The sequence below is a fragment of the Collinsella aerofaciens genome (assembly GCF_015548375.1).
Taxonomy (GTDB): domain Bacteria; phylum Actinomycetota; class Coriobacteriia; order Coriobacteriales; family Coriobacteriaceae; genus Collinsella; species Collinsella aerofaciens_AB.
Genome location: NZ_JADMWW010000009.1, coordinates 54161 through 74326 on the forward strand (window position 1 = coordinate 54161; position 20166 = coordinate 74326).

Annotated in this window: 17 protein-coding genes; all 17 read left to right on the forward strand. The window is 60.2% G+C overall.

Going from position 1 to position 20166, the window contains the following annotated elements; translation table 11 throughout:
• The 17 genes from I1969_RS05400 to I1969_RS05480 all read left to right on the forward strand — a co-directional run bounded on the left by I1969_RS05400 (position 1) and on the right by I1969_RS05480 (position 20137).
• On the forward strand, positions 1–378 hold the full coding sequence (locus I1969_RS05400) for a diacylglycerol kinase family protein (protein ID WP_117639888.1): 378 nt from the start codon (positions 1–3) through the stop codon (positions 376–378).
• 12 nt (positions 379–390) lie between these two features.
• Positions 391–1458, forward strand: a complete 1068-nt coding sequence (gene era / locus I1969_RS05405) for a GTPase Era (RefSeq protein WP_195233638.1) — start codon at positions 391–393, stop codon at positions 1456–1458.
• 15 nt (positions 1459–1473) lie between these two features.
• Positions 1474–2223 carry a DNA repair protein RecO gene (gene recO, locus I1969_RS05410; protein WP_195233640.1) on the forward strand — a complete coding sequence of 250 codons (750 nt, stop codon included), beginning with the start codon at positions 1474–1476 and terminating at the stop codon, positions 2221–2223.
• Between the two features lie 138 nt (positions 2224–2361).
• Entirely contained in the window at positions 2362–2640 is a 279-nt protein-coding gene (gene rpsO, locus I1969_RS05415) for a 30S ribosomal protein S15 (protein ID WP_035138510.1), read from the forward strand.
• 149 nt (positions 2641–2789) lie between these two features.
• On the forward strand, positions 2790–5036 hold the full coding sequence (locus I1969_RS05420) for a polyribonucleotide nucleotidyltransferase (protein WP_055309899.1): 2247 nt from the start codon (positions 2790–2792) through the stop codon (positions 5034–5036).
• A 648-nt stretch (positions 5037–5684) separates the two neighbouring features.
• Positions 5685–7355, forward strand: coding sequence for a ribonuclease J (locus I1969_RS05425; protein ID WP_006235967.1), 1671 nt, complete (start codon positions 5685–5687; stop codon positions 7353–7355).
• A gap of 1 nt (position 7356) precedes the next feature.
• The gene (locus tag I1969_RS05430) at positions 7357–10137 is read left to right on the forward strand and encodes an FtsK/SpoIIIE family DNA translocase (RefSeq protein WP_229028272.1); all 2781 of its coding nucleotides are present in this window, start codon (positions 7357–7359) and stop codon (positions 10135–10137) included.
• A complete protein-coding gene (locus tag I1969_RS05435) occupies positions 10137–11648 on the forward strand; it encodes a RodZ domain-containing protein (RefSeq protein WP_195233642.1) in 1512 nt (503 codons plus the stop codon). Before I1969_RS05430 ends, I1969_RS05435 begins: the two co-directional genes overlap by 1 nt.
• 26 nt (positions 11649–11674) lie before the next feature.
• Positions 11675–12172, forward strand: coding sequence for a YajQ family cyclic di-GMP-binding protein (locus I1969_RS05440; RefSeq protein ID WP_006235971.1), 498 nt, complete (start codon positions 11675–11677; stop codon positions 12170–12172).
• A gap of 27 nt (positions 12173–12199) precedes the next feature.
• Entirely contained in the window at positions 12200–13549 is a 1350-nt protein-coding gene (gene rimO, locus I1969_RS05445; protein WP_195233644.1) for a 30S ribosomal protein S12 methylthiotransferase RimO, read from the forward strand.
• Between the two features lie 99 nt (positions 13550–13648).
• On the forward strand, positions 13649–14197 hold the full coding sequence (pgsA, locus tag I1969_RS05450) for a CDP-diacylglycerol--glycerol-3-phosphate 3-phosphatidyltransferase (RefSeq protein ID WP_229028279.1): 549 nt from the start codon (positions 13649–13651) through the stop codon (positions 14195–14197).
• Between the two features lie 12 nt (positions 14198–14209).
• Complete coding sequence (locus I1969_RS05455) at positions 14210–14740, forward strand: CinA family protein (protein WP_195233646.1); 531 nt, start codon at positions 14210–14212, stop codon at positions 14738–14740.
• Between the two features lie 257 nt (positions 14741–14997).
• Positions 14998–16146 carry a recombinase RecA gene (recA, locus tag I1969_RS05460; protein WP_195233648.1) on the forward strand — a complete coding sequence of 383 codons (1149 nt, stop codon included), beginning with the start codon at positions 14998–15000 and terminating at the stop codon, positions 16144–16146.
• Between the two features lie 11 nt (positions 16147–16157).
• Positions 16158–16850, forward strand: a complete 693-nt coding sequence (locus tag I1969_RS05465; RefSeq protein WP_148346210.1) for a regulatory protein RecX — start codon at positions 16158–16160, stop codon at positions 16848–16850.
• Between the two features lie 257 nt (positions 16851–17107).
• Positions 17108–18658, forward strand: a complete 1551-nt coding sequence (gene rny / locus I1969_RS05470; protein WP_115596193.1) for a ribonuclease Y — start codon at positions 17108–17110, stop codon at positions 18656–18658.
• Between the two features lies 1 nt (position 18659).
• Positions 18660–19745, forward strand: a complete 1086-nt coding sequence (locus I1969_RS05475) for an ATP-binding protein (RefSeq protein WP_195233650.1) — start codon at positions 18660–18662, stop codon at positions 19743–19745.
• A gap of 74 nt (positions 19746–19819) precedes the next feature.
• Positions 19820–20137: a stage V sporulation protein S gene (locus tag I1969_RS05480; RefSeq protein WP_006235982.1), complete on the forward strand. Its 318-nt coding sequence runs from the start codon at positions 19820–19822 to the stop codon at positions 20135–20137.
• Positions 20138–20166: the final 29 nt, after the last annotated feature.

Sequence of the window (20166 nt, forward strand, 5' to 3'; positions counted from 1 at the left end):
ATGATTCCCGGATCGAACAAGGACCATCCGTCCTTCTTAAAGTCGTTTTCCTACGCCATGGAGGGCTTCGTCACCGCCGTCAAGACCGAGCGTAACATTAAGGTCATGCTCGTGGCGGGCGTGTGCACCGTCATTGCCGGCTGCATCGTGGGGCTCGACATTGCCGAGTGGGCCACGATTATCATCTGTTGCGGCCTGGTGATTCACGGCGAGCTGTGCAACACCGCCATGGAGGCCATTGTCGACCTGGCGACCCAGGAGCTCCATCCGTTGGCCAAGCGTGCGAAGGACATCGCCGCCGCCTCTGTATACGTTCTTTCCATCACCGCCGCGATTGTGGGCGTGCTGGTATTTGCCCACGCGCTCGGCTTTATTTAGAAAGGGATTCCCATGTCCGACAATATGCAGTCTACCGATGAGATTTTGGACGACGAGTCCCTGGATGCGGTGGATACCGAGGAGCTCGAGGAAGTCGAGGAGTTCGACCCGTTTAAGGGCATGAGCGATGAGGAGCTCGACGCCCTGTGCGACGAGGACGACAACCTCGCGGACTTTGGCGACGTGGAGCCCAGTTTCCGCAGCGGTTTCGTGGCCCTGGTCGGTCGTCCCAACGCTGGCAAGTCTACGCTGCTTAATGCCTGCTATGGCAAAAAGGTCGCCATCACCTCGCCGGTGGCCCAGACGACCCGCCGCCGCATGCGCGCCGTCGTCAACCGCCCCGGCTACCAGCTGGTCTTTGTCGATACCCCCGGTATTCATAAGCCCAAGGACGGCTTGGGATCTGAGCTCAACAAGAGCGCGTTGTTCGAGCTGAACGATGTCGATGTCGTCGCGTTTTTGATTGATGCCACCAAGCCGATCGGCAGGGGAGACGCTTGGGTTGCCGAGCGCGTAAGATGCGCCCGTTGCAAGAAGGTCCTGGTGCTCACCAAGGCCGATGAGGCCGATCCCGCCCAGGTTATGGAACAGCTCAAGGCCGCCCACGAGCTCATGGAGTATGACGACGAGATCGTGACGTCGTCGGTCAAGAACTTCAACGTCGATGCCTTTATCGAGACCGTTGCGCACTTTTTGCCCGAGGGTCCGCGTTGGTTCCCCGAGGACATGGGTACCGACGCTTCCGATGAGACGCTCGTTGCCGAGTTTGTGCGCGAGAAGGTCTTGCGCCGCACCCGTGATGAGATCCCGCACTCCGTGGGCGTGATCTGCGATGCGCTCGAGCAGACCAAGAAGGTGCTGCGCGTGCACGCCACCATTTACGTTGAGCGTGAGGGCCAGAAGGGCATCATCATTGGCAAGGGCGGCGAGATGATCAAACATATCGGTATCGACGCCCGTCGCGACCTTGAGCGCATCTTTGGCACCCAGGTCTTTTTGGAGCTGGACGTGAAGGTTAAGGCCGGCTGGCGTGACGACGAAGCTCAGATTCGCCGCTTTGGCTACAACGCCGAAGATTAGGGACACGCGGCGCGAATGGCAGGTTCTCGCACATATCGCACCAAGGTGCTCGTCCTCGACAAGACGAAGCTCAAAGAGACCGACCTGATCTTGACGATGCTTGACGAGCGGGGGCGGCAGGTTCGTGCCGTGGCAAAGGGCGCCCGCAAACCCGGCGGACGCCTGGCTGCGCGCTGCGAGCAGTTCTGTACGGTAGATATGCTGCTCGCACATGGACGGTCACTCGACGTGGTTTCCCAGGCCGAGCTTATGGAGGCGCCGCTCGGCGTTGCGCCCGATTACGAGACGACCTGCGCCGCAAGCGCGATCGCCGAGGTCGCGCGCGTGTGCTCGTTCGAGGACGCCGAGGACCCGTTTACCTTTGCTATAACGCAGCGAGCGCTTGCCCTGGTGGGCAGCGGGCTCGACACGGCGCATATGGATCTACTTGTTGCGGCATATGTCTTTAAGCTGCTGTCGCACGTTGGCTATCGACCCGATTTTTCGGCCTGCGTGCTGTGCGGAGACCCCATGCTGTCGTATTTTTCGCCCCAGGCGGGCGGCCTCATGTGCGGGTCGTGCGCGTCGAGCGTTCCAGGTGCCGAACTGGTGTCGACCGGTGAGGCCGCATGGCTGCGCGCCCTCATGTCCATGACCTTCGATGCGCTTTTGGCCGAGCGAATCGACCCGCATACCGCAGCCTTTTTGCTGGGGCTTTCGCATGTTTGGGCTGCGACGCACACCGATCAGCGCCTCCGTGCGATGGAATTCATGTTGGGTCGGTGATGATGCGCAGGCGCGGGCTGCTTGTGGTAACATACCGACCTGTTGGTACCTCGACCTTGGTTGCTCGCTCCACCGGCGGCTTCCCAGTCCGAGGCGAATCGAGTCGCCCGATGGCGACGCAAAACGAAAGGTGAAACAATGACTGTTTCCAAAGAGCGCAAGGCGGAGCTGACTGCCCAGTTCGGTAACACCCCGGTCGACACCGGCAACCCCAAGGTTCAGGTCGCCATCCTGTCCGAGCGCATCAAGGAGCTGACCGAGCACATGAAGTCCCACCAGAAGGACTTCCACACCCGTCGTGGTCTGCTCATGCTCGTCGGTCGTCGTCGTCGTCTTCTCTCCTACATCAAGAAGAACGACATCGTCGAGTACCGTGAGCTCATCAAGGCTCTGGGCATCCGCGACAACATCCAGTAGGATTTGTACATGCTAAGAGCGTCCTGCGCAGCGGGGCGCTCTTTTTGTGTAAGGGCGCGAACAATCACGCTCTGAAGCGTGGCGGGGGCAGGGGGCCCGCGTCACATGAGAAGCCCGCAGGCAAGGGGTCTGCGGGGTAAAGGAGAACAATGACACTCGTATCCAAGACCTTTGAGCTGTACGGCAAGACCTACACCTTTGAGTCGGGCGAGCTTGCCAAGCAGGCCACCGGCGCCTGCCTGGTCAAGCAGGGTGACACCACGATGCTCGACACCGTGGTCGTCTCCAAGGAGCGTAAGAACTACGACTTCTTCCCGCTGACCGTCGACTTCAACGAGAAGATGTACGCTGCCGGCCGCATCCCGGGTGGCTACCTCAAGCGTGAGGGCCGTCCCAGTGAGAAGGCTACGCTCACCGCGCGCATGATCGACCGTCCGATTCGCCCGAGCTTCCCGGATGGCTTCCGCAACGAGGTGCACATCGTCGCCACCTCGCTCGTCGCCGACCAGGTCAACCCCTTCGACGTCATCAACGTCATGGGTGCTTCTCTGGCCATGACGCTCGGCGGCGTGCCCTTCGAGGGTCCGCTTGCCTGCGTGCGCATCGGCCGTAACGTGGAGACCGGCGAGTTTATCGTCAACCCCACCTACGAGGAGCGCGAGAACTCCGATCTGGACCTGGAGCTGGGCGGCTCTGCCGACTTCATCTCGATGGTCGAGGCCGGCGCCGAGGAGATCTCCGAGGACGACATGCTCGCCGCCATGAAGTTTGGCCAGGAGGCCCTTGCTGCTTTCTGCCAGGCTCAGGACGAGTTCGTTGCCGAGTGGGAGCAGGTCAACGGCCCCATCGTCAAGAAGGAGTACCCGCTCGACCAGCCCGTCGAGGAGGTCCAGGAGCGCATCTTCGCCCACTACGACGAGATGGCAGCCGCCCTTCGCGACGCCGACAAGCTCTCCCGTATCGGCAAGGTCGAGGCTCTGAAGGAGTCCATCCGTGCCGAGTTTACCGAGGAGGAGCAGGCCGCTTGGGAGCGCGAGATCCCCGTGGCGCTCAAGAAGCTCGAGAAGAAGGCCATGCGCACCATGGTCGTCGAGACCGGTGAGCGCGTCGACGGCCGTGCCGCCGACGAGATCCGTCCCATCATGGTGAAGGACAACTACCTGCCGCTCGTTCACGGCTCCGGCCTGTTCCAGCGTGGCCAGACCCAGGTGCTCTCCGTCCTGTCGCTCGGCATGCTCAACGAGGGCCAGCGTCTGGATACCATCGAGCCCACCGAGGGCAAGCGCTACATGCACCACTACAACTTCCCGCCTTTCTGCACCGGCGAGACCGGCCGCATGGGCAGCCCCAAGCGCCGCGAGATCGGCCATGGCAATCTGGCCGAGCGCGCTCTGCTTCCGGTGCTTCCCGACGAGAACGAGTTCCCCTACGCCATCCGCGTCGTCTCCGAGGTCATGGAGTCCAACGGCTCCTCTTCGATGGCTTCGACCTGCGGCTCCACGCTCGCCCTTATGGACGGCGGCGTGCCCATTAAGCGCCCGGTCTCCGGTATCGCCATGGGCCTGATCCAGGAGGAGGGCAAGACCGTGGTCCTGTCCGACATCCAGGGTCTCGAGGACTTCCTGGGCGACATGGACTTTAAGGTCACCGGCACCACCGAGGGCATCACCGCCCTGCAGATGGACAACAAAGCCACCGGCCTCACCTTCGACATCCTGGCCCGCGCTCTGCAGCAGGCCAAGGAGGGTCGCGCCTTCATCCTGCAGAAGATGCTCGATGTGATCCCCGAGCCGCGCCACACCACGCGCAGCACCGCTCCGCGCATCGTCTCCATCCAGGTTCCGACCGACAAGATCCGCGACGTCATCGGTTCCGGCGGTAAGGTCATCCGCGGTATCCAGGATGAGACCGGCGCTTCGGTCGACATCCAGGAGGACGGCACCGTCTTTGTCGGCGGCACCGGCGAGTCCGTGGACCAGGCTGTCGAGCGCATCAAGCTCATCATCAAGGTTCCCGAGCCGGGCGAGGAGTACACCGGTCGCGTGGTCTCCATCCAGCCCTTCGGCGCCTTCGTCAACCTGCTGCCCGGTAAGGACGGCCTGCTGCACATCTCCCGCGTCGCCAAGGGCCGCGTGGAGAAGGTCGAGGACGTCCTCAACGTGGGCGACGAGGTCAAGGTCGTCGTCATCGAGGTCGACGATCGTGGCAAGATTTCGCTCGATCGTCTGGACAAGCCCGAGGCCCCGGCTCGTGCCGAGGGTGCCTCTGAGGGCGACGGCGAGCACTTCCAGCGCCGTGAGCGTCCGCGTCGCGAGCGCTCCGAGCGCAGCGACCGTCCGCGCCGTCCCGGCGACAACGGAGGCCGCAAGCCCCGTCGTCACCACGACGCCGAGTAACAGCTAAACATAAGCAGCTCAACAAGGGCGACTCCGGACAGGGGTCGCCCTTTTGCTTGCGCCCGGGAGGGCCGCATATGAAGTTTCCTGCTCTACAGTCCTGCGCAAGACGGAAAGCACATTAAGTGCTTTCCTTTGCGTGCGGAACTCGCGATAAACTTCATATGCGGCCCTCCCGGGCGCAAGCAAAAGGGCTGGTTAGTGCCGCTCGCTATTTAGTTAGACAGTCTATTCAGTAGTCAGATTTCAGATCAGTAGATAGACACAGCAGTATTTCCCCTGATAAAACCTACCAAAATAAACCTATCTCATATTGGCAGGTCAGGGCTCAGCGGCCCCGGCACGGGCTAAGTTTATCGTGAGTTCCGCACGAACAGGAGGCCACTTAATGTGGCCTCCGTCGTGAGCAGGACTGTAGAGCAGGAAACTTAGCCCGTGCCGGGGCCGCTGAGCCCTGACCGGCGGGATACACAGGTTCAGATGGGGCTTTGATGCATGGGTGGTCTGTTGTTGTGCAAATGGGTATCATACTGAGGTTATTGCATCGACTCTGCGATGCATGTTTGTACGTTCCCGGCGGTCGGTTTGCCAGAAGCGCCCCGTCGGTTGTTCCAGACCCGTTTCGAAGAAAGGAAACCACACTAACCTATGGCAGCTAAAAAATCATCTCCCTTGAAGATCATTCCGCTCGGCGGCCTTGACGGCATCGGCAAGAACATGACGGTCTTCGAATGCGGCGACGACATGGTGCTCGTTGACGCTGGCCTCATGTTCCCCGACGATTCCCAGCCCGGTATTGACCTGGTGCTTCCCGACTACACCTATGTTCTGGAGAACGAGGAGAAGCTCCGCGGTATCGTCGTCACCCACGGCCACGAGGACCACACCGGTTCGCTTCCGTATCTGCTGCAGGACCTCAACAACAAGGTGCCCATCTTCTCGAGCAAGCTGACGCTTGGCTTTATCGAAGGCAAGCTTTCTGAGTTCCGCATCCGCGCACCCAAGTTCCGCGAGGTTAAGGGCGGCAGCCATGTCAACCTCGGCGGCATCTCGCTCGACTTCTTCTCGATGACGCACTCCATCCCCGGCGCTCTGGGCGTGTTCATTCGCACCAATCAGGGCACCGTTATGCACACTGGCGACTTTAAGCTCGACCAGACGCCCATCGATGGTGTCACGCCCGACTATGCCGCTATCAGCCGCTTTGCCAAGCAGGGCATCGACCTGTTGCTGTCCGACTCCACCAATGCCACGGTTCCCGGCTTTACCAAGTCCGAGGCCGAGGTTGGTCCCAACCTACTGCATGCCATCAAGAACGCCCCGGGTCGCGTGTTCGTCGCTTCGTTCTCGAGCCATATCCATCGTTTGCAGCAGATCTGCGATGCCGCCCGCAAGTGCGGCCGTAAGGTCGTTGTGACCGGTCGCTCCATGCTCACCAACACCCGCGTCGCGCGCGAGCTGGGCTACCTCAACATCGACGATGCCGATATCATCGATGCCTTCGATATCGATAACCTGCCCGACGACAAGATCGTCGTCATGTGCACCGGTTCTCAGGGCGAGCCGCTGTCGGCCCTGTCCCGCATGGCCAATGGCGAGCACAAGACGCTCTCTATCCACGAGGGCGATACCGTCATCCTCTCGGCAACTCCCGTTCCCGGCAACGAGAAAGCCGTTCAGCAGGTCGTCAACAGCTTGGCCAAGCTCGGCTGCGACGTGTGGGATAAGAACCGTGCTCTTGTCCACGTCTCGGGCCACGGCAGCCAGGAGGAGCTTAAGCTCCTGATGGCCATGGCCAAGCCCACGTACTTTATGCCGGTTCACGGTGAGGCCGTGCATCTGCGCGCCCATGCCCAGCTGGCCCGCAAGATGGGCATCAAGGATGATCACATCTTTATCCTCGATAACGGCGACACGCTCGAGATGCGCGGTGGTATCGTCAAGCGTGGTACGCCCGTCGAGTCCGGCGTCGTCTACGTCGACGGCCTGCGTATCGGCGATACCGACCCCATCGTCCTGCGCGATCGCCAGAAGCTCGCCAATGACGGTATGGTCACGGCCGTCGCCATCGTCTCGCTCAAGCACAAGAAGATTGAGGCCATCGAGTTCTCGGGCCGCGGCGTCTCGTTTGCCATCGACGACCAGTTCTCCGAGGATGCCTCCGCGTCTATTATGAAGACGATTGAGAAGGGCAAGTTCAGCTTTACGAGCAGCGGTTCCGATGCCATTCGCAAGGCCGTGCGCGACTCGCTCTCTAACTTTATCTGGAGTCGTACGCGCACTCGTCCGATGATCATCCCGGTCGTCATGGAGGTTTAGTTTGGCGCGCGGATCTGCACAAAACGCCAAAGGCAATAAAGCCAACAACCAACCGGCATCTGCTAAGGGTGCCGGTTCCCATCTTCGTGCCAATAAGGGCCACGAGACCGACTTCGACGATTTTGAGCCCCTGGTCGAGCCCTCGGCCAACCGCGATATCGCCGGCGTGGTCATCGCCGTTTTGGCGATTGCGTCCTTCATTGCCGTGATTTCGCCGGCGACTGCACCCGTTACGGCTGCGGTTGCCGGTTTCTACCACCTGGGCTTTGGTCTGGGCGCCTACGTGCTGCCGATCGTTATTTTGCTGTTTGCCGCCACGCTCTTTTTAGGCGAGGACTCGCCGCTCAACGTGCGCTCTGTTGCGGGCGGAGCCGTGGTCTTTATCGCCGTCGTCTCCATTCTTTCGCTGATGGTGCCGCGTACGAGTGTCTCGTGTGACCTTATGTTCACGCCGCAAAATTTGTCCGCCTCGGGTGGCTACATCGGTGCGTTTATTGCGAGTGCGCTGCAGAATGCCCTGGGTAAGCCTATCGCGATGGTAGTCCTGTTGGGCCTTGTCGTCGTGGGCTTGGTCATCATCGGCTTTTCGGTGGGTGGCGTGCTGCGCTCTGCTCGCGACCGTGCGGCCGATTTTGCCGAGCGCCGTCGTGCCGATGTCAACGCCAGCCCGTGGGGTGACGACGAAGCCCTGTCGGTGCCCGGCGTTGCCCGTCCGCACCTGAGCATTCTTCGTCAAAAGGGCTCCGATGCTGCCGTGACCACGGTCATGGGCAACGATGTGGACCCGGTTTTGGACGAAGACGACGAGGACGAGAATCCGTTTGTCGACGTGTCCGAGTCGGTTGAGGTTGAGCGCGCTAAGACGACGCTGCTGCCGCGCCGCCATGCCAAGAAGGGCAAGGCTGCGCCTAAGCTCAATACAAGCGAGCCCGACCCGTCTTGGTCCGATAGCGAGATTGAGCTCACCGAGGGCGATGACGAGGATGACGAGGCTCCGATTGAGACCGCAAAGACAACTTTGCTGCCGCGCCGCCATGCAAAGCGCGACCAGGTAACCGGTCAGCTTTCGATGGAAGACGACCCCGATAAGATCGACGAGTCCGAGCCGCCGTTTGCCGTGAATCCTGTTTCGGCAGCACCTCAGATCCCCGACTTCTTGAAGCATCCCAAGGTTGCCGATGCGTTTGCCTCGAGTGCTGTCGAATCGGCTGCGGCTAGCGATGGGGGAGCGGACGGCGGCGCCGCAGATAACGAGGGCGAAGAAGAGGACGGCCTCAAGCTTCCGCCGCTCGAGATCCTGCACGCCAACCCGCAGTCGGCGTCCTCCGCGTCATCTGACAAGGAGCTGGAACAGACTGCCGAGTCACTGCAATCCACCTTGCTTGAGTTTGGCCGCAGTGCCCGCGTGGTCGGCTGGATCGCCGGCCCCACGGTGACGACCTTTAAGCTGCAACCTGGCGAGGGCGAGCGCGTGAGCAAGATTTCGAGCCTCGAGGACGATATCGCGCTTTCGCTCGCTGCTCAGTCGGTGCGCATCTTTGCCCCGATCCCCGGTACCTCGCTTGTGGGTATCGAGATCCCCAATCGCAAGCGCCAGAACGTCAACCTGGGCGACGTGCTTCCCTATGTGAAGGGCGGTCCGCTCGAGCTGGCCATCGGTCGAGATGCCGAGGGCACGCCGGTCGTCGCCGACCTTGCCAAGATGCCCCACCTGCTGATCGCCGGCACGACCGGTTCTGGTAAGTCGGTGATGATCAACTCCATCATCACGACCCTGCTCATGCGCGCGCTTCCCGAGGACGTTCGCCTGATCATGGTCGACCCCAAGCGCGTCGAGCTTGCGGGCTATAACGGTTTGCCGCATCTCTATGTGCCCGTGGTGACCGAGCCCAAGCAGGCCGCGAGCGCTCTGCAATGGGCCGTGTCCGAGATGGAGCGTCGCCTGAAGGTCTTCGAGCGTCTCAACGTGCGTAAGATCTCGACCTACAACGAAAAGCAGGCCGCCGGCGAGTTTGAGCATTACGACAACCCGCCGCAAAAGATGCCCTACCTGGTCATCATCATTGACGAGCTCTCGGACCTGATGATGGTCGCCGGTAAGGATGTCGAGGCCTCGATTGTGCGTATTGCGCAGCTGGGCCGTGCCGCCGGCATTCATCTTATCGTGGCCACGCAGCGCCCCAGTTCCAACGTAGTGACGGGCCTTATCAAGGCCAACATCACCAACCGCATCGCCTTTAATGTCGCCACGGGCATCGACTCGCGCGTCATCATCGACCAGATGGGTGCCGAAAAGCTCACCGGTTTGGGCGACATGCTGTTCTCCAAGGTCGACTGGGGCAAGCCTCGCCGTATCCAGGGCTGCTTTGTCTCGGATGATGAAATCAACGAGGTCGTCGAGTTCGTCAAGTCGCAGAGCGAGCCCGACTACCACGAGGAGATCCTGTCTGCCGTGGCGCCCGCTTCCATGTCCATGGCGGGTGGCGGCGGCATTGTCCGTACCGGAGTCGCCGAGCCGCAAGACGATGATCCGCTCATTTGGGAAGCCGCCCATATTGTGGTGGAATCGCAGCTTGGCTCCACATCTGGCCTGCAACGTCGTCTGAAGGTTGGCTATGCGCGTGCCGGGCGTATTATGGATATGCTGGAAGAAAAGGGTGTCGTCGGCCCGCCCGACGGTTCCAAGCCGCGCGAGGTCCTGTTGGACGAGGAGGGGCTTGCCGCGCTGGAGTCTGTCGACGCCGAGATGGCACGTGAAGATCGTGAGTTTGGAGGATTCTGATGGCTGCACGCTTTGGTGACATGCTGCTTGAGCAGCGTCGCCGAATGGGCCTTTCCATTCAGCAAGTCGCCAACACCATCAAAATCAGGCCGCAGATCATCGAGTTTTTCGAGACCGGTAACTTTGCTTCGATGCCGCCGCGCGGCTATGCGCAGGGCATGATTTCGAGCTATGCTCGCTTTTTGGGCCTCAATCCGCGCGAGGTCGTCAATGCCTACTTTGACGATCTGATGGCATACGAACGCGAGACGTCGCAGCAGGGCGGTCGTTTTCAGGACGCCGCCGGCTACGTCAATTCGCGTTCCTCGGTCGATAACGGGCGCTTCCTGATGGTTCAGGGCGGTCGTTCGACCCGCTATGGACAGCGTCCTCAGCAGGCCGGTTATATTACCGAGACGGGTTCGGGCGAGGAGATTCGCTCACAGCGTGACCGGTTCCGCAGTACGCCGATGCCCGAGGACCGTGCACTTCCCGCTGCCCGAGGCGTGGCGCGTGACCCTCGTGCCGGCTACGGCGACGGCGGCTATTCCGATCGCGGTTACCGTGGTGCCTCTACGGGACGCTCTCGCGGTGGCTATGCGGATGCCGATACCACGCAGGTGACGCCGCGTCTTCTCTCTCAATCACAGCCGTATGGCCAGCGTTCTTCGGCTCCGCGTTCGGGCCAGCGTGGCTATCAAGGCCGCGGTGAACTTGCGCCCCGCTCGGGTCAGCGCAGCCTTCAGGGCCAGGGTGGCTATCGCGGCCGTTCCGATAGCAATCGTGGTCGTATGCCTCAGGGAGGCGGCCGCAGCAGTTCCAATCGTGGACGCGGCGGATCACGTACTCCTCAAAACAACGGGCTCGATCCGCGTTTCGTCTACGCCGGCATCGGTGCCGTTGCGCTGCTGTTGATTGTGCTCATCGTGGTGCTTCTGCGCGGCTGCGCATCTTTGGCGCCCGAGACCACGCCTGAGACGCCCACTGCTACCAAGACGACGACCAAGAAGTCTTCTAAGAAGACCGAAACGGTCGACGAGGACGAAGACACCGATGAGGCGACGAATGAGTCGACTGACTCGGACGCTACCAAGACGACGGCCAAGAAGGAAGAGAACGAGGTCACGAAGGTCAAAGTCTCCGTTGCCAAGGGAAAGACCGCGTGGATTGAGGTCAAGGTCGACGGCAAGTCGGTCTATGGCGCCCAAGCGACTGGCCCCTTTGAGCAGGAGTACACGCCCGAGTCCTCGATCGAGATCACCACGTCCAAGCCTTCCGATGTCACCGTTACCAAGAACGGTGAAAAGGTCCGTTACGATACCAAGACCTCGGGCGTGGCGCGCGTGACGATCACCGTTCCCAAGAAGGAGACGTCTGATTCCGAGAATGGTGAAAGTTCTGATAGTACCGACACCACCGATGGTACCGATACCACCGACGGTACCGATGCCCAGTCCACGGATGGCGCCGATACCGCAACTGACGGTCAGACACCCACCGATTCTACCGACAATTCGTACGATAGCTACTAGGCCGCTCGTACGCGAAAGGAAACATCATGGCTAAAGATTCCAGCTTCGACGTCGTGTCCGAGGTCAACATGCAAGAGGTCGACAACGCCTTCCAGCAGACCACGCGCGAGATTTCCCAGCGCTATGACCTTAAGGATTCCGGCGCCACGATCGAGCTTTCGAAGGGCGACAAGCTCTTTACGATAAACGCCCCGGCCGACTTTGTCTCCAAACAGATTGTCGACGTGCTGAGCTCCAAGCTCATCAAGCGCGGCATCGACCTCAAGGCTGTCTCGTGGGATGCTCCGCAGGCGGCATCGGGCGGCACCGTGCGCGTGCTCGGCCATATCGTCGAGGGTATCGACCAGGCGACCGCCAAGAAGATCAACAAGGACATCAAGGACCAAAAGCTCAAGGTCAAGGTGACCATCGAGGCCGACAAGCTGCGTGTTTCCTCTGCTTCGAAGGACGCGCTGCAGACCGTGATTCAGTTCCTGCGCGACCAGGACTACGGCCAGCCGCTGCAGTTCACCAACTACCGCTAATATCAATCGAAAGGACCGCTCTCCAACATGGATACACCGTTGGGCTCCGTGCTCTACATCACCCTCGGGTGCGCTAAGAACGAGGTTGACACCGACCGCATGCGTTCTCTTTTGACCGCCGCGGGCTACGAGGAGGCATTCGACCCGCAGGATGCCGATATCGCTATCGTCAATACTTGCTCGTTCCTCGCCTCCGCAACGTCCGAGAGCATCGAGACCACGCTCGAGCTCGCCAACGAGGTTCAGGACGGCGTTCGTTCTTGCCCCATCGTCATGTGCGGCTGCGTGCCGTCGCGCTATGGCGACGACCTGCCTGACGAGTTGCCCGAGGTCGCTGCCTTTGTGAAGGCCGACGAGGAAGACGGCATCGTGGCGGTCATCGATGGCGTGCTGGGTGTCGAGCGCGAGATTGCCGCCTATATTCCTCAGGTCAAGCGTACCGTCGAGGGTGCGGTTGCCTACGTCAAGATTTCTGATGGCTGCAACCGCTTCTGCAGCTTCTGCATGATCCCTTACATTCGCGGTCGCTATCATTCGCGTAATGCCGAGAGCATTATCTCCGAGGTGCGCGACCTGGTTGCCGGCGGTGTGCGCGAGATCGTGCTGATCGGCCAGGACACGGGTATTTGGGGCATCGACTTTGCCGACGAGGACGTCGCCGAGGGCTCGCCGCGCAATCTGGCGCAGCTGCTGCGTGCCGTCGCCGAGGCCGTGCGCCCGCACAACGTCTGGGTCCGTGTGCTCTACTTGCAGCCCGAGGGCATGACTGACGAGCTCATTGAGACCATTCGTGATACGCCCGAGGTGCTGCCCTATATCGATATCCCCGTGCAGCACTGCGACGCTCGCATCCTCAAGGCCATGCGTCGCTCCGGTTCGCGCCAGGAGCTCGAGGATCTGTTCCGCGACCTTCGTGAGCGTATCCCCGGCATCGTGATCCGTTCCACGGCCATGGTCGGCTTCCCGACCGAGACCGACGACGAGTTCCGCGACCTTATCGACTTTATGGACACCGTCGGCTTTGACTACACGAGCGTCTTTGCCTACTCGCGTGAGGAAGGTAGCCTGGCCGCCAAGATGGAGGGCCAGGTCGATGAGGAGGTCAAGCTTGAGCGCGCCCAGGAGGCCATGGATCTGGCCGAGTCGCTCGGTTTTGCCGCTACCGCCGCACATGTGGGCGAGCGCGCCCAGGTGATCGTCGACGGTATCGAAGAGACCGAGGATGGCGCCGAGCTGATCGGCCATGCCTGGTTCCAGGCGCCCGATTCCGATGGTGCGGTGCACTTGGACGCCAGCGAGGCGTCCGTGGGCGATATTCTGACTGTCGAGTTTACCGATAGCTTCTGCTATGAGCTTATCGGCCATGTTGTGGAGTAGGAGAGCATCGTGGCAAACGAGAGCAATAAGGAACTGACGAGTGTCTGGACGCCCGCCAACATCGTGACGTGCGTTCGCATCGTCTTTATCCCGGTGTTCATGATCGTCTCGGCGCTGTCTCACACGAGTGTTGCCGGTACGGATTGGAGCACCTTCGACGGCCCGCTCGCCGCCGCTGCCTTCATTCTGTATGTGATCCTGTCGTGCACCGATAAGGTCGACGGTTATCTGGCGCGCTCGCGCAACGAGATCACCGACTTCGGTAAGTTTCTGGATCCCATCGCCGACAAGCTACTGGTGTTCTCGGCCCTGCTGCTGTTCTTGGATTTTGGCATGGTGACCGTGTGGTCCGTGTTCATTATCCTATTCCGTGAGCTGCTGGTGAGCGCCCTTCGCATGGTCGCGAGTGCGGCCGGTGTGGTCGTTGCGGCCGATAAGCTCGGCAAGTACAAGACGGCAACCACGATGGTCTCCATCTGCGGTTACCTGTGCGTTTTTGCTATGGCCGGCTTGCACCTTGGCCCGGTGGCACTGACGCTCGGCATCTACTCGGTGTCGCGCTTCCTGTACGCCGTCGCCGTTGTCTTGACCGTTATCTCGGGCGCCCAGTACTTCTGGAACTGCCGCAAGATCGTCTTTTCGGTCTAGGTCCTGGTAGGCATGACGGAATCATTTGAGCAGATTGCCGCGCATAACGAAGAGCTCGCACGCGATATTGTCGAGCGCGCGAGCGCTCGGGGCGTGACGGTTTCGACGGCTGAATCTCTGACAGCTGGCATGATCGCCTCGACGATCGCCGATATCCCTGGTGCCTCGGCGGTGCTGCGTGGCGGTGCGGTGACCTACTGCGATGAGATTAAGCATCGCGTGCTGGGTGTTGAGCAGGAGACGCTCGACCGCTACACTGCGGTGTCGCATCAGACTGCGCGCGAGATGGCGTCGGGTTCGCTGGAGCTGTACCAGAGCGATATTGCAGTGAGCGCAACGGGTTATGCCGGCCCCGGCGGTGGTACTGAGGACGATCCGGCGGGCACTTTCTATATTGGCTGGGCGCATCGCGCGGCTGATGGGAAAGTGCCAGTCGTGGACTCTGTGCGCTGCCACTATGAGGGCGATCGTTCGTGTGTTCGTGCCCATGCGGTCGCGGAGGCATTGGGTCGCATTGCCCTTGTGCTCAACTCTATGGAATAGACGTGTTTTAAGGGGCCTTAGGGCCCCTTAATTGTGGAGATAGGGACCTCCGGCGAATTTTATCTTTGTGCAGGTAGTTGTCGTATTTTTCCTCGTCATGATTTTCTTGGTTCGCCTGCGGTCAAGATTTTGGTCAGTGTTTGGTCGGCGTTTGGTTGGGTTTTGGAAAGGTCGGCTGCATATGATTTATCTGAACGGTTGACCACGAACAGCCGTTCGTTTATTATCGATGCAGGTTGTTAAGAGGAGGGCTATTCATGGCCAAGAATTCAGGTCCCGTACGTACCGTTCATGCTCGCACGACGGGTAAAGAGCGCGATGAGATGATCGCCACCACCAAGGCCGAGATCGAGAAGAAATTCGGCCAGGGTTCCATCATGAGGTACGGCGACGGTGGTCCCGAGCTCGAGGTCGAGGCCATTCCCACGGGCGCCCTGGCCCTCGATGCCGCGCTGGGTATCGGCGGCGTGCCGCGCGGCCGTATCGTCGAGATTTACGGTCCTGAGTCCTCCGGTAAGACGACGCTTTCGCTCGAGATCCTGGCCGAGGCCCAGGCAATGGGTGGCGTTGTGGCATTTATCGATGCCGAGCATGCGCTCGATCCCACGTATGCCGCGCGCATCGGCGTGGATATCGACGAGGTGCTCATTTCCCAGCCCGATACGGGCGAGCAGGCGCTCGAGATTGTTGACATGCTCGTGCGTTCCGGCGCCATCGATGCCATCGTCGTCGACTCCGTCGCCGCGCTGACCCCGCGTGCCGAAATCGAGGGAGAAATCGGCGATACTACGGTCGGTCTTCAGGCTCGCCTGATGAGCCAGGCGCTCCGCAAGCTCGCCGGCTCGCTGTCCAAGTCCAACACGACGTGCATCTTCATTAACCAGCTGCGTGAGAAGATCGGCGTCATGTTCGGCAACCCCGAGACTACGACGGGCGGCCGCGCCCTTAAGTTCTTCTCTTCGGTGCGTATCGACATTCGCCGTATCGACAGCATTAAGCTTAAGGACGAGGTTATCGGTAACCGCGTGCGCGCCAAGGTCGTTAAGAACAAGGTGGCAGCTCCGTTCCGTTCTGCTGAGTTCGACATCATGTACGGTACGGGTATCTCTAAGGAGGGCTCGATTCTGGACATGGCTGTCGAGTGCGGCATCTGCAAGAAGATGGGCTCCTGGTTTGCCTATGGCGAGGACAAGCTCGGCAACGGTCGCGAGGCCGCCAAGGCGTTCCTGCGCGAACACCCCGATTGCGCTGACGAGATTGAGCATAAGGTCCGCCTTGCCTGCGGACTTGAGTTTGATGACGATGCTCCGTCCGAGGTCGAGCTGACCGATCAGCCTGCGCCTGAGGAGTCTGACGAGCTTTACGCCATCGATGGTTCCGCCATGCTCGATGATGACGACGAGTAGCGGTTACGCTCATGTCGTATACGGTGACCGAGGCCACGGTCGTCTTTCCCGACAAGAAGGCGGCCTCCTCGTTCTCGAGCGGGTATGCGTCCAAAAAGCCTTGCGCACATATCGATTGTGAGCTTGAGGGCGGTTTTGAGCGGTCCATTTGGATTCCCGTGCGGGTCGCGCGGCTGTATGTCAAAAACCGCCCCGATCTTCCCTGTGATTGGGACAACTTTCGTGAGGCGGTGCAGCTCATCGAGCGTAAATGTGCACTTACCATGGTGACCGAGATGTTATCGCGCCGCGACCATGCGACGGGTGAGGTCCGTGACAAGCTGGCTCGCTACGGCTTTCACCAGCCTGCGATCGATTTCGCCGTCGAGCGCGCCACCGAGTATCGTTTTTTAGACGAGAGCCGCTTTTGCTCGTACTTTATCGAGGAGCGCAAGCGGCGCGGTTGGGGACAGCGCAAAATCGAGACCGAGCTCAAGCGCCGTCATGTCGTGCTCGATGACATTCCCGGTTATCCCGAGGATTATTTTGCCGTCGAAGACGATTTGGCGCGTGCGTCAGCCCTGCTCGCCAAGCGGCGTGTTCCAGAGACGCGCGCATTCGAAAAACTGGTTCGGTTTTTGATGGGCAAGGGCTTCTCGTATCACGTCGCCGCCGATGCCGTTAAGGCACGTCTCGATGCCGAACGCGAGGAATGTGCGGTTTAGGCGTATGCGTTTTGTGGCCCTGCCGTTCACCGTGTTTTAGCCGCCGTGCCGGGGCCATTTATTTGACAGTTGTTGTGGTTCAACGTACGATAAACACTGTCATTTGCTTTGTGATATGTGCTCATCTGTGATGAGTTTGTTTATATGTTTATCTGTATCCGACCCGCATAAGCTGCGCCCATATTACTCAAATGTCGCGAGCCGTTCGTAAGGACGGTTCGCTTTGTTGTGTAACGAATCCATAAAAAGGAGTGAGCATGCCTATCATCGCAGCGCTCGTTGGCATCGTTTTGGGTGCCATCGCCGCCATTGCCTACATGCGCACCGCCAAGCAGGGTAGTCTTCACGAGGCCGACGAAAAGATCCAGTCGGCACACGCACAGGCTGAGTCCCTGATCGGTGATGCTAAGCGTCAGGCCGAGACCCTCAAAAAAGAGGCTCTGCTCGAGGCTAAAGAGGAGATCATCAAGAACAAGCAGGCCGCCGAGGCCGAGGACAAGCAGCGTAAGAGCGAGATTCGTACGCTCGAGAACCGCGTGATGCAGCGCGAGGAATCCCTCGATCGCCGCAACGACGCTCTCGACAAGCGCGAGCATCAGCTGTCCAGTCAGGCCGGTCAGGTCGAGAAGCGCTCCCGTGAGCTCGAGGAGCTCTGCGCAAAGCAGACCTCCGAGCTCGAGCGTATCGCCGACCTTACCCGCGAGGATGCCCACAAGGAGCTCCTCGATAAGGTTCGCGGCGAGGTCACCCACGAGGCCGCCACGATCATTCGCGAGTCCGAGCAGCAGGTTCGCGCCGAGTGCCACAAGACCGCCCAGGAGATTCTTTCCCTGGCGATTCAGCGCTGCGCTGCCGACCACACTGCCGAGGTCACCGTTACCTCCGTGCACATTCCCTCTGATGACCTCAAGGGCCGTATCATCGGTCGCGAGGGTCGCAACATCCGCACCTTCGAGCAGGTTTCCGGCGTCAACCTCGTGATCGACGACACGCCCGAGACCGTCGTTCTTTCGAGCTTCGATCCGGTCCGTCGTGAGACCGCCCGTGTTGCTCTGGAGAACCTCATCGCCGACGGCCGCATTCACCCCGCCCGCATCGAGGAGATGTATCACAAGGCTGCCGACCTGGTTCAGCAGCGCGTGCGCGAGGCTGGCGAGCAGGCTGCCTTCGATACCGGCATTCACGACCTGCACCCCGAGATCGTCAAGACCCTTGGTGCCCTGCGCTACCGTACCTCGTTTGGTCAGAACGTGCTTCAGCACTCCCTCGAAGTCTCTGACCTGTGCGGCGTGATGGCTTCCGAGCTTGGCCTGGACGTTGTGACCGCCAAGCGCGCCGGCCTGCTGCACGACCTGGGCAAGGCAATCGACCATGACGTCGAGGGGCCGCATGCCGTCATCGGCGCTGAGCTTGCCCGCCGTTATGGCGAGAAGCCCGTTATCGTCCACGCTATCGAGGCTCACCATGCCGATGTCGACCCCAACACGGTGCTCGATGTCCTGGTGCAGGCCGCCGATGCTGTCTCTGCCTCTCGCCCCGGTGCCCGTCGCGAGTCTGCCGAGAACTACATCAAGCGTCTTGAGAAGCTCGAGGAGATCGCCAACTCTCATGACGGCGTCGAGCGTACCTATGCCATGCAGGCCGGTCGCGAGGTCCACGTCATGGTTCAGCCGGACAAGATCTCCGATGCCCAGTCCACGGTTCTGGCTCACGATATCGCCCATCAGATCGAGGAAGAGATGGAGTATCCCGGTCAGGTGCGCGTCGTCGTGATTCGCGAGAGCCGCGCTGTCGATATCGCTAAATAATATGAGCGACGCGAACGAGCTCATCTCATTTATCGCGTCGATGTCGGGGGAGGGCAACCTTCGCGTCGAGGAGAACCTTGGCGAGGGGTATGTCCGCCTCCGCGTTTCGGAGGCCGAGCGGCGCCAGGCAAAGCACGACATTCAGTATGTCGAGGATATCGTCATCGAAATGCTCCGTAATGCTCGCGATGCCGGCGCCGACAAGGTCTATCTCGCCACGACCAAGGAAGATGGCGTCCGCACGCTTGTCTTTCTGGATAACGGCTCGGGTGTTCCGCAGGATATGCAAGAGCGAATCTTCGATGCTCGCGTTACCTCAAAGCTCGAGAGCATGAAGATGGACCGTTGGGGCGTTCACGGTCGTGGCATGGCATTGTTTTCGATCAAGCAGAACACCGACGAGGCCCGCGTGGTCACGTCTGGTGTCGATCTTGGCTCAGCCTTTAAGGTGAGCGTTGCGGCCGACCGCCTCAGCGAGCGTGCCGATCAGTCCAGCTGGCCCCAGGCCGTCAAGGATGAGGACGGACGTTATGTCTGTGCTCGCGGTCCGCATAATATTATTCGCGCTGCCTGTGAGTTTGCGCTCGAGGAGTTGCGTGGTTGCGATGTCTATCTTGGTTCTCCGTCTGAGATTGCCGCGACCCTTTATGCTCAGGCGTCAAGTCGGCTCGATACGTCTCGTCTCCTGTTTATTGATGATGAGAGCGAGCTTCCGGTTGTCGATCGTTTAGGCCTTGCCTCTGATGCCGAGGACTTTATTCGTATTTGTTCGGGTTTGGGTCTTGAAATGTCCGAGCGCACGGCCCATCGCATTTTGGCAGGGCAGATTAAGCCCGTTCGCGGTGTGACTGCGCGTCTGCTGCGCGAGCGTGACTCATCCTCGCATGCGCCGGCTCCTGTCGATCTCGCGAAGGATCGTCGTGGGCTGCGTATTGCCAAGGATGACATGGCACAGTTTTCGCGTGCTGTGGAGCGCGACTTTAATGACCTTGCCGCCCGGTACTATCTCAATCTTTGCGGCGACCCAAAGATCCGTGTTTCGCGTGATCGAATCACCGTGACCTTCGATCTTGCCAAAGAGGAATAGTGCCTTTACCGAGTCCACTCGGTACGATAAAGTTATTGCAGTTAAAACGTATTTTTAAACGCAGGAGTTTCTTCATGGATTGCCTGAAGGTATCAAGCAAATCATCGCCCGCGTCCGTTGCCGGCGCCATCGCCGGCATGGTCAAGGATGGTGTACCCGTCAACATCCAGTGTGTCGGTGCCGGTGCTGTCAACCAGGCCATTAAGGCCGTTGCTATCGCGCGCGGTTTTTTGATTCCAACCGGTTTTGATATTTCCTGCGCGCCTGTGTTCTCCGACATCCTCATTAACGGGGAGTCGCGCACGGCCATCCGCCTTTCTATCTACGTTCACCAGATCAATCGAGCTGCTATGGATAACGTCGTCATGGATGATGTTAAGCCTGTGGCATAGCTTCTGCTTGCCTCGTTTCGCTCCCCATC

Excerpts from the sequence above, each read along its gene's own strand:
- pgsA (WP_229028279.1), top strand. The coding sequence starts at position 13,649 with ATGATCGTCTCGGCGCTGTCTCACACGAGTGTTGCCGGTACGGATTGG.
- I1969_RS05455 (WP_195233646.1), top strand. The coding sequence starts at position 14,210 with ATGACGGAATCATTTGAGCAGATTGCCGCGCATAACGAAGAGCTCGCA.
- I1969_RS05400 (WP_117639888.1), top strand. The coding sequence starts at position 1 with ATGATTCCCGGATCGAACAAGGACCATCCGTCCTTCTTAAAGTCGTTT.
- I1969_RS05420 (WP_055309899.1), top strand. The coding sequence starts at position 2,790 with ATGACACTCGTATCCAAGACCTTTGAGCTGTACGGCAAGACCTACACC.
- recA (WP_195233648.1), top strand. The coding sequence starts at position 14,998 with ATGGCCAAGAATTCAGGTCCCGTACGTACCGTTCATGCTCGCACGACG.
- I1969_RS05425 (WP_006235967.1), top strand. The coding sequence starts at position 5,685 with ATGGCAGCTAAAAAATCATCTCCCTTGAAGATCATTCCGCTCGGCGGC.
- recO (WP_195233640.1), top strand. The coding sequence starts at position 1,474 with ATGGCAGGTTCTCGCACATATCGCACCAAGGTGCTCGTCCTCGACAAG.
- I1969_RS05440 (WP_006235971.1), top strand. The coding sequence starts at position 11,675 with ATGGCTAAAGATTCCAGCTTCGACGTCGTGTCCGAGGTCAACATGCAA.
- I1969_RS05475 (WP_195233650.1), top strand. The coding sequence starts at position 18,660 with ATGAGCGACGCGAACGAGCTCATCTCATTTATCGCGTCGATGTCGGGG.
- rimO (WP_195233644.1), top strand. The coding sequence starts at position 12,200 with ATGGATACACCGTTGGGCTCCGTGCTCTACATCACCCTCGGGTGCGCT.
- rpsO (WP_035138510.1), top strand. The coding sequence starts at position 2,362 with ATGACTGTTTCCAAAGAGCGCAAGGCGGAGCTGACTGCCCAGTTCGGT.
- rny (WP_115596193.1), top strand. The coding sequence starts at position 17,108 with ATGCCTATCATCGCAGCGCTCGTTGGCATCGTTTTGGGTGCCATCGCC.
- I1969_RS05480 (WP_006235982.1), top strand. The coding sequence starts at position 19,820 with ATGGATTGCCTGAAGGTATCAAGCAAATCATCGCCCGCGTCCGTTGCC.
- I1969_RS05435 (WP_195233642.1), top strand. The coding sequence starts at position 10,137 with ATGGCTGCACGCTTTGGTGACATGCTGCTTGAGCAGCGTCGCCGAATG.
- era (WP_195233638.1), top strand. The coding sequence starts at position 391 with ATGTCCGACAATATGCAGTCTACCGATGAGATTTTGGACGACGAGTCC.
- I1969_RS05465 (WP_148346210.1), top strand. The coding sequence starts at position 16,158 with ATGTCGTATACGGTGACCGAGGCCACGGTCGTCTTTCCCGACAAGAAG.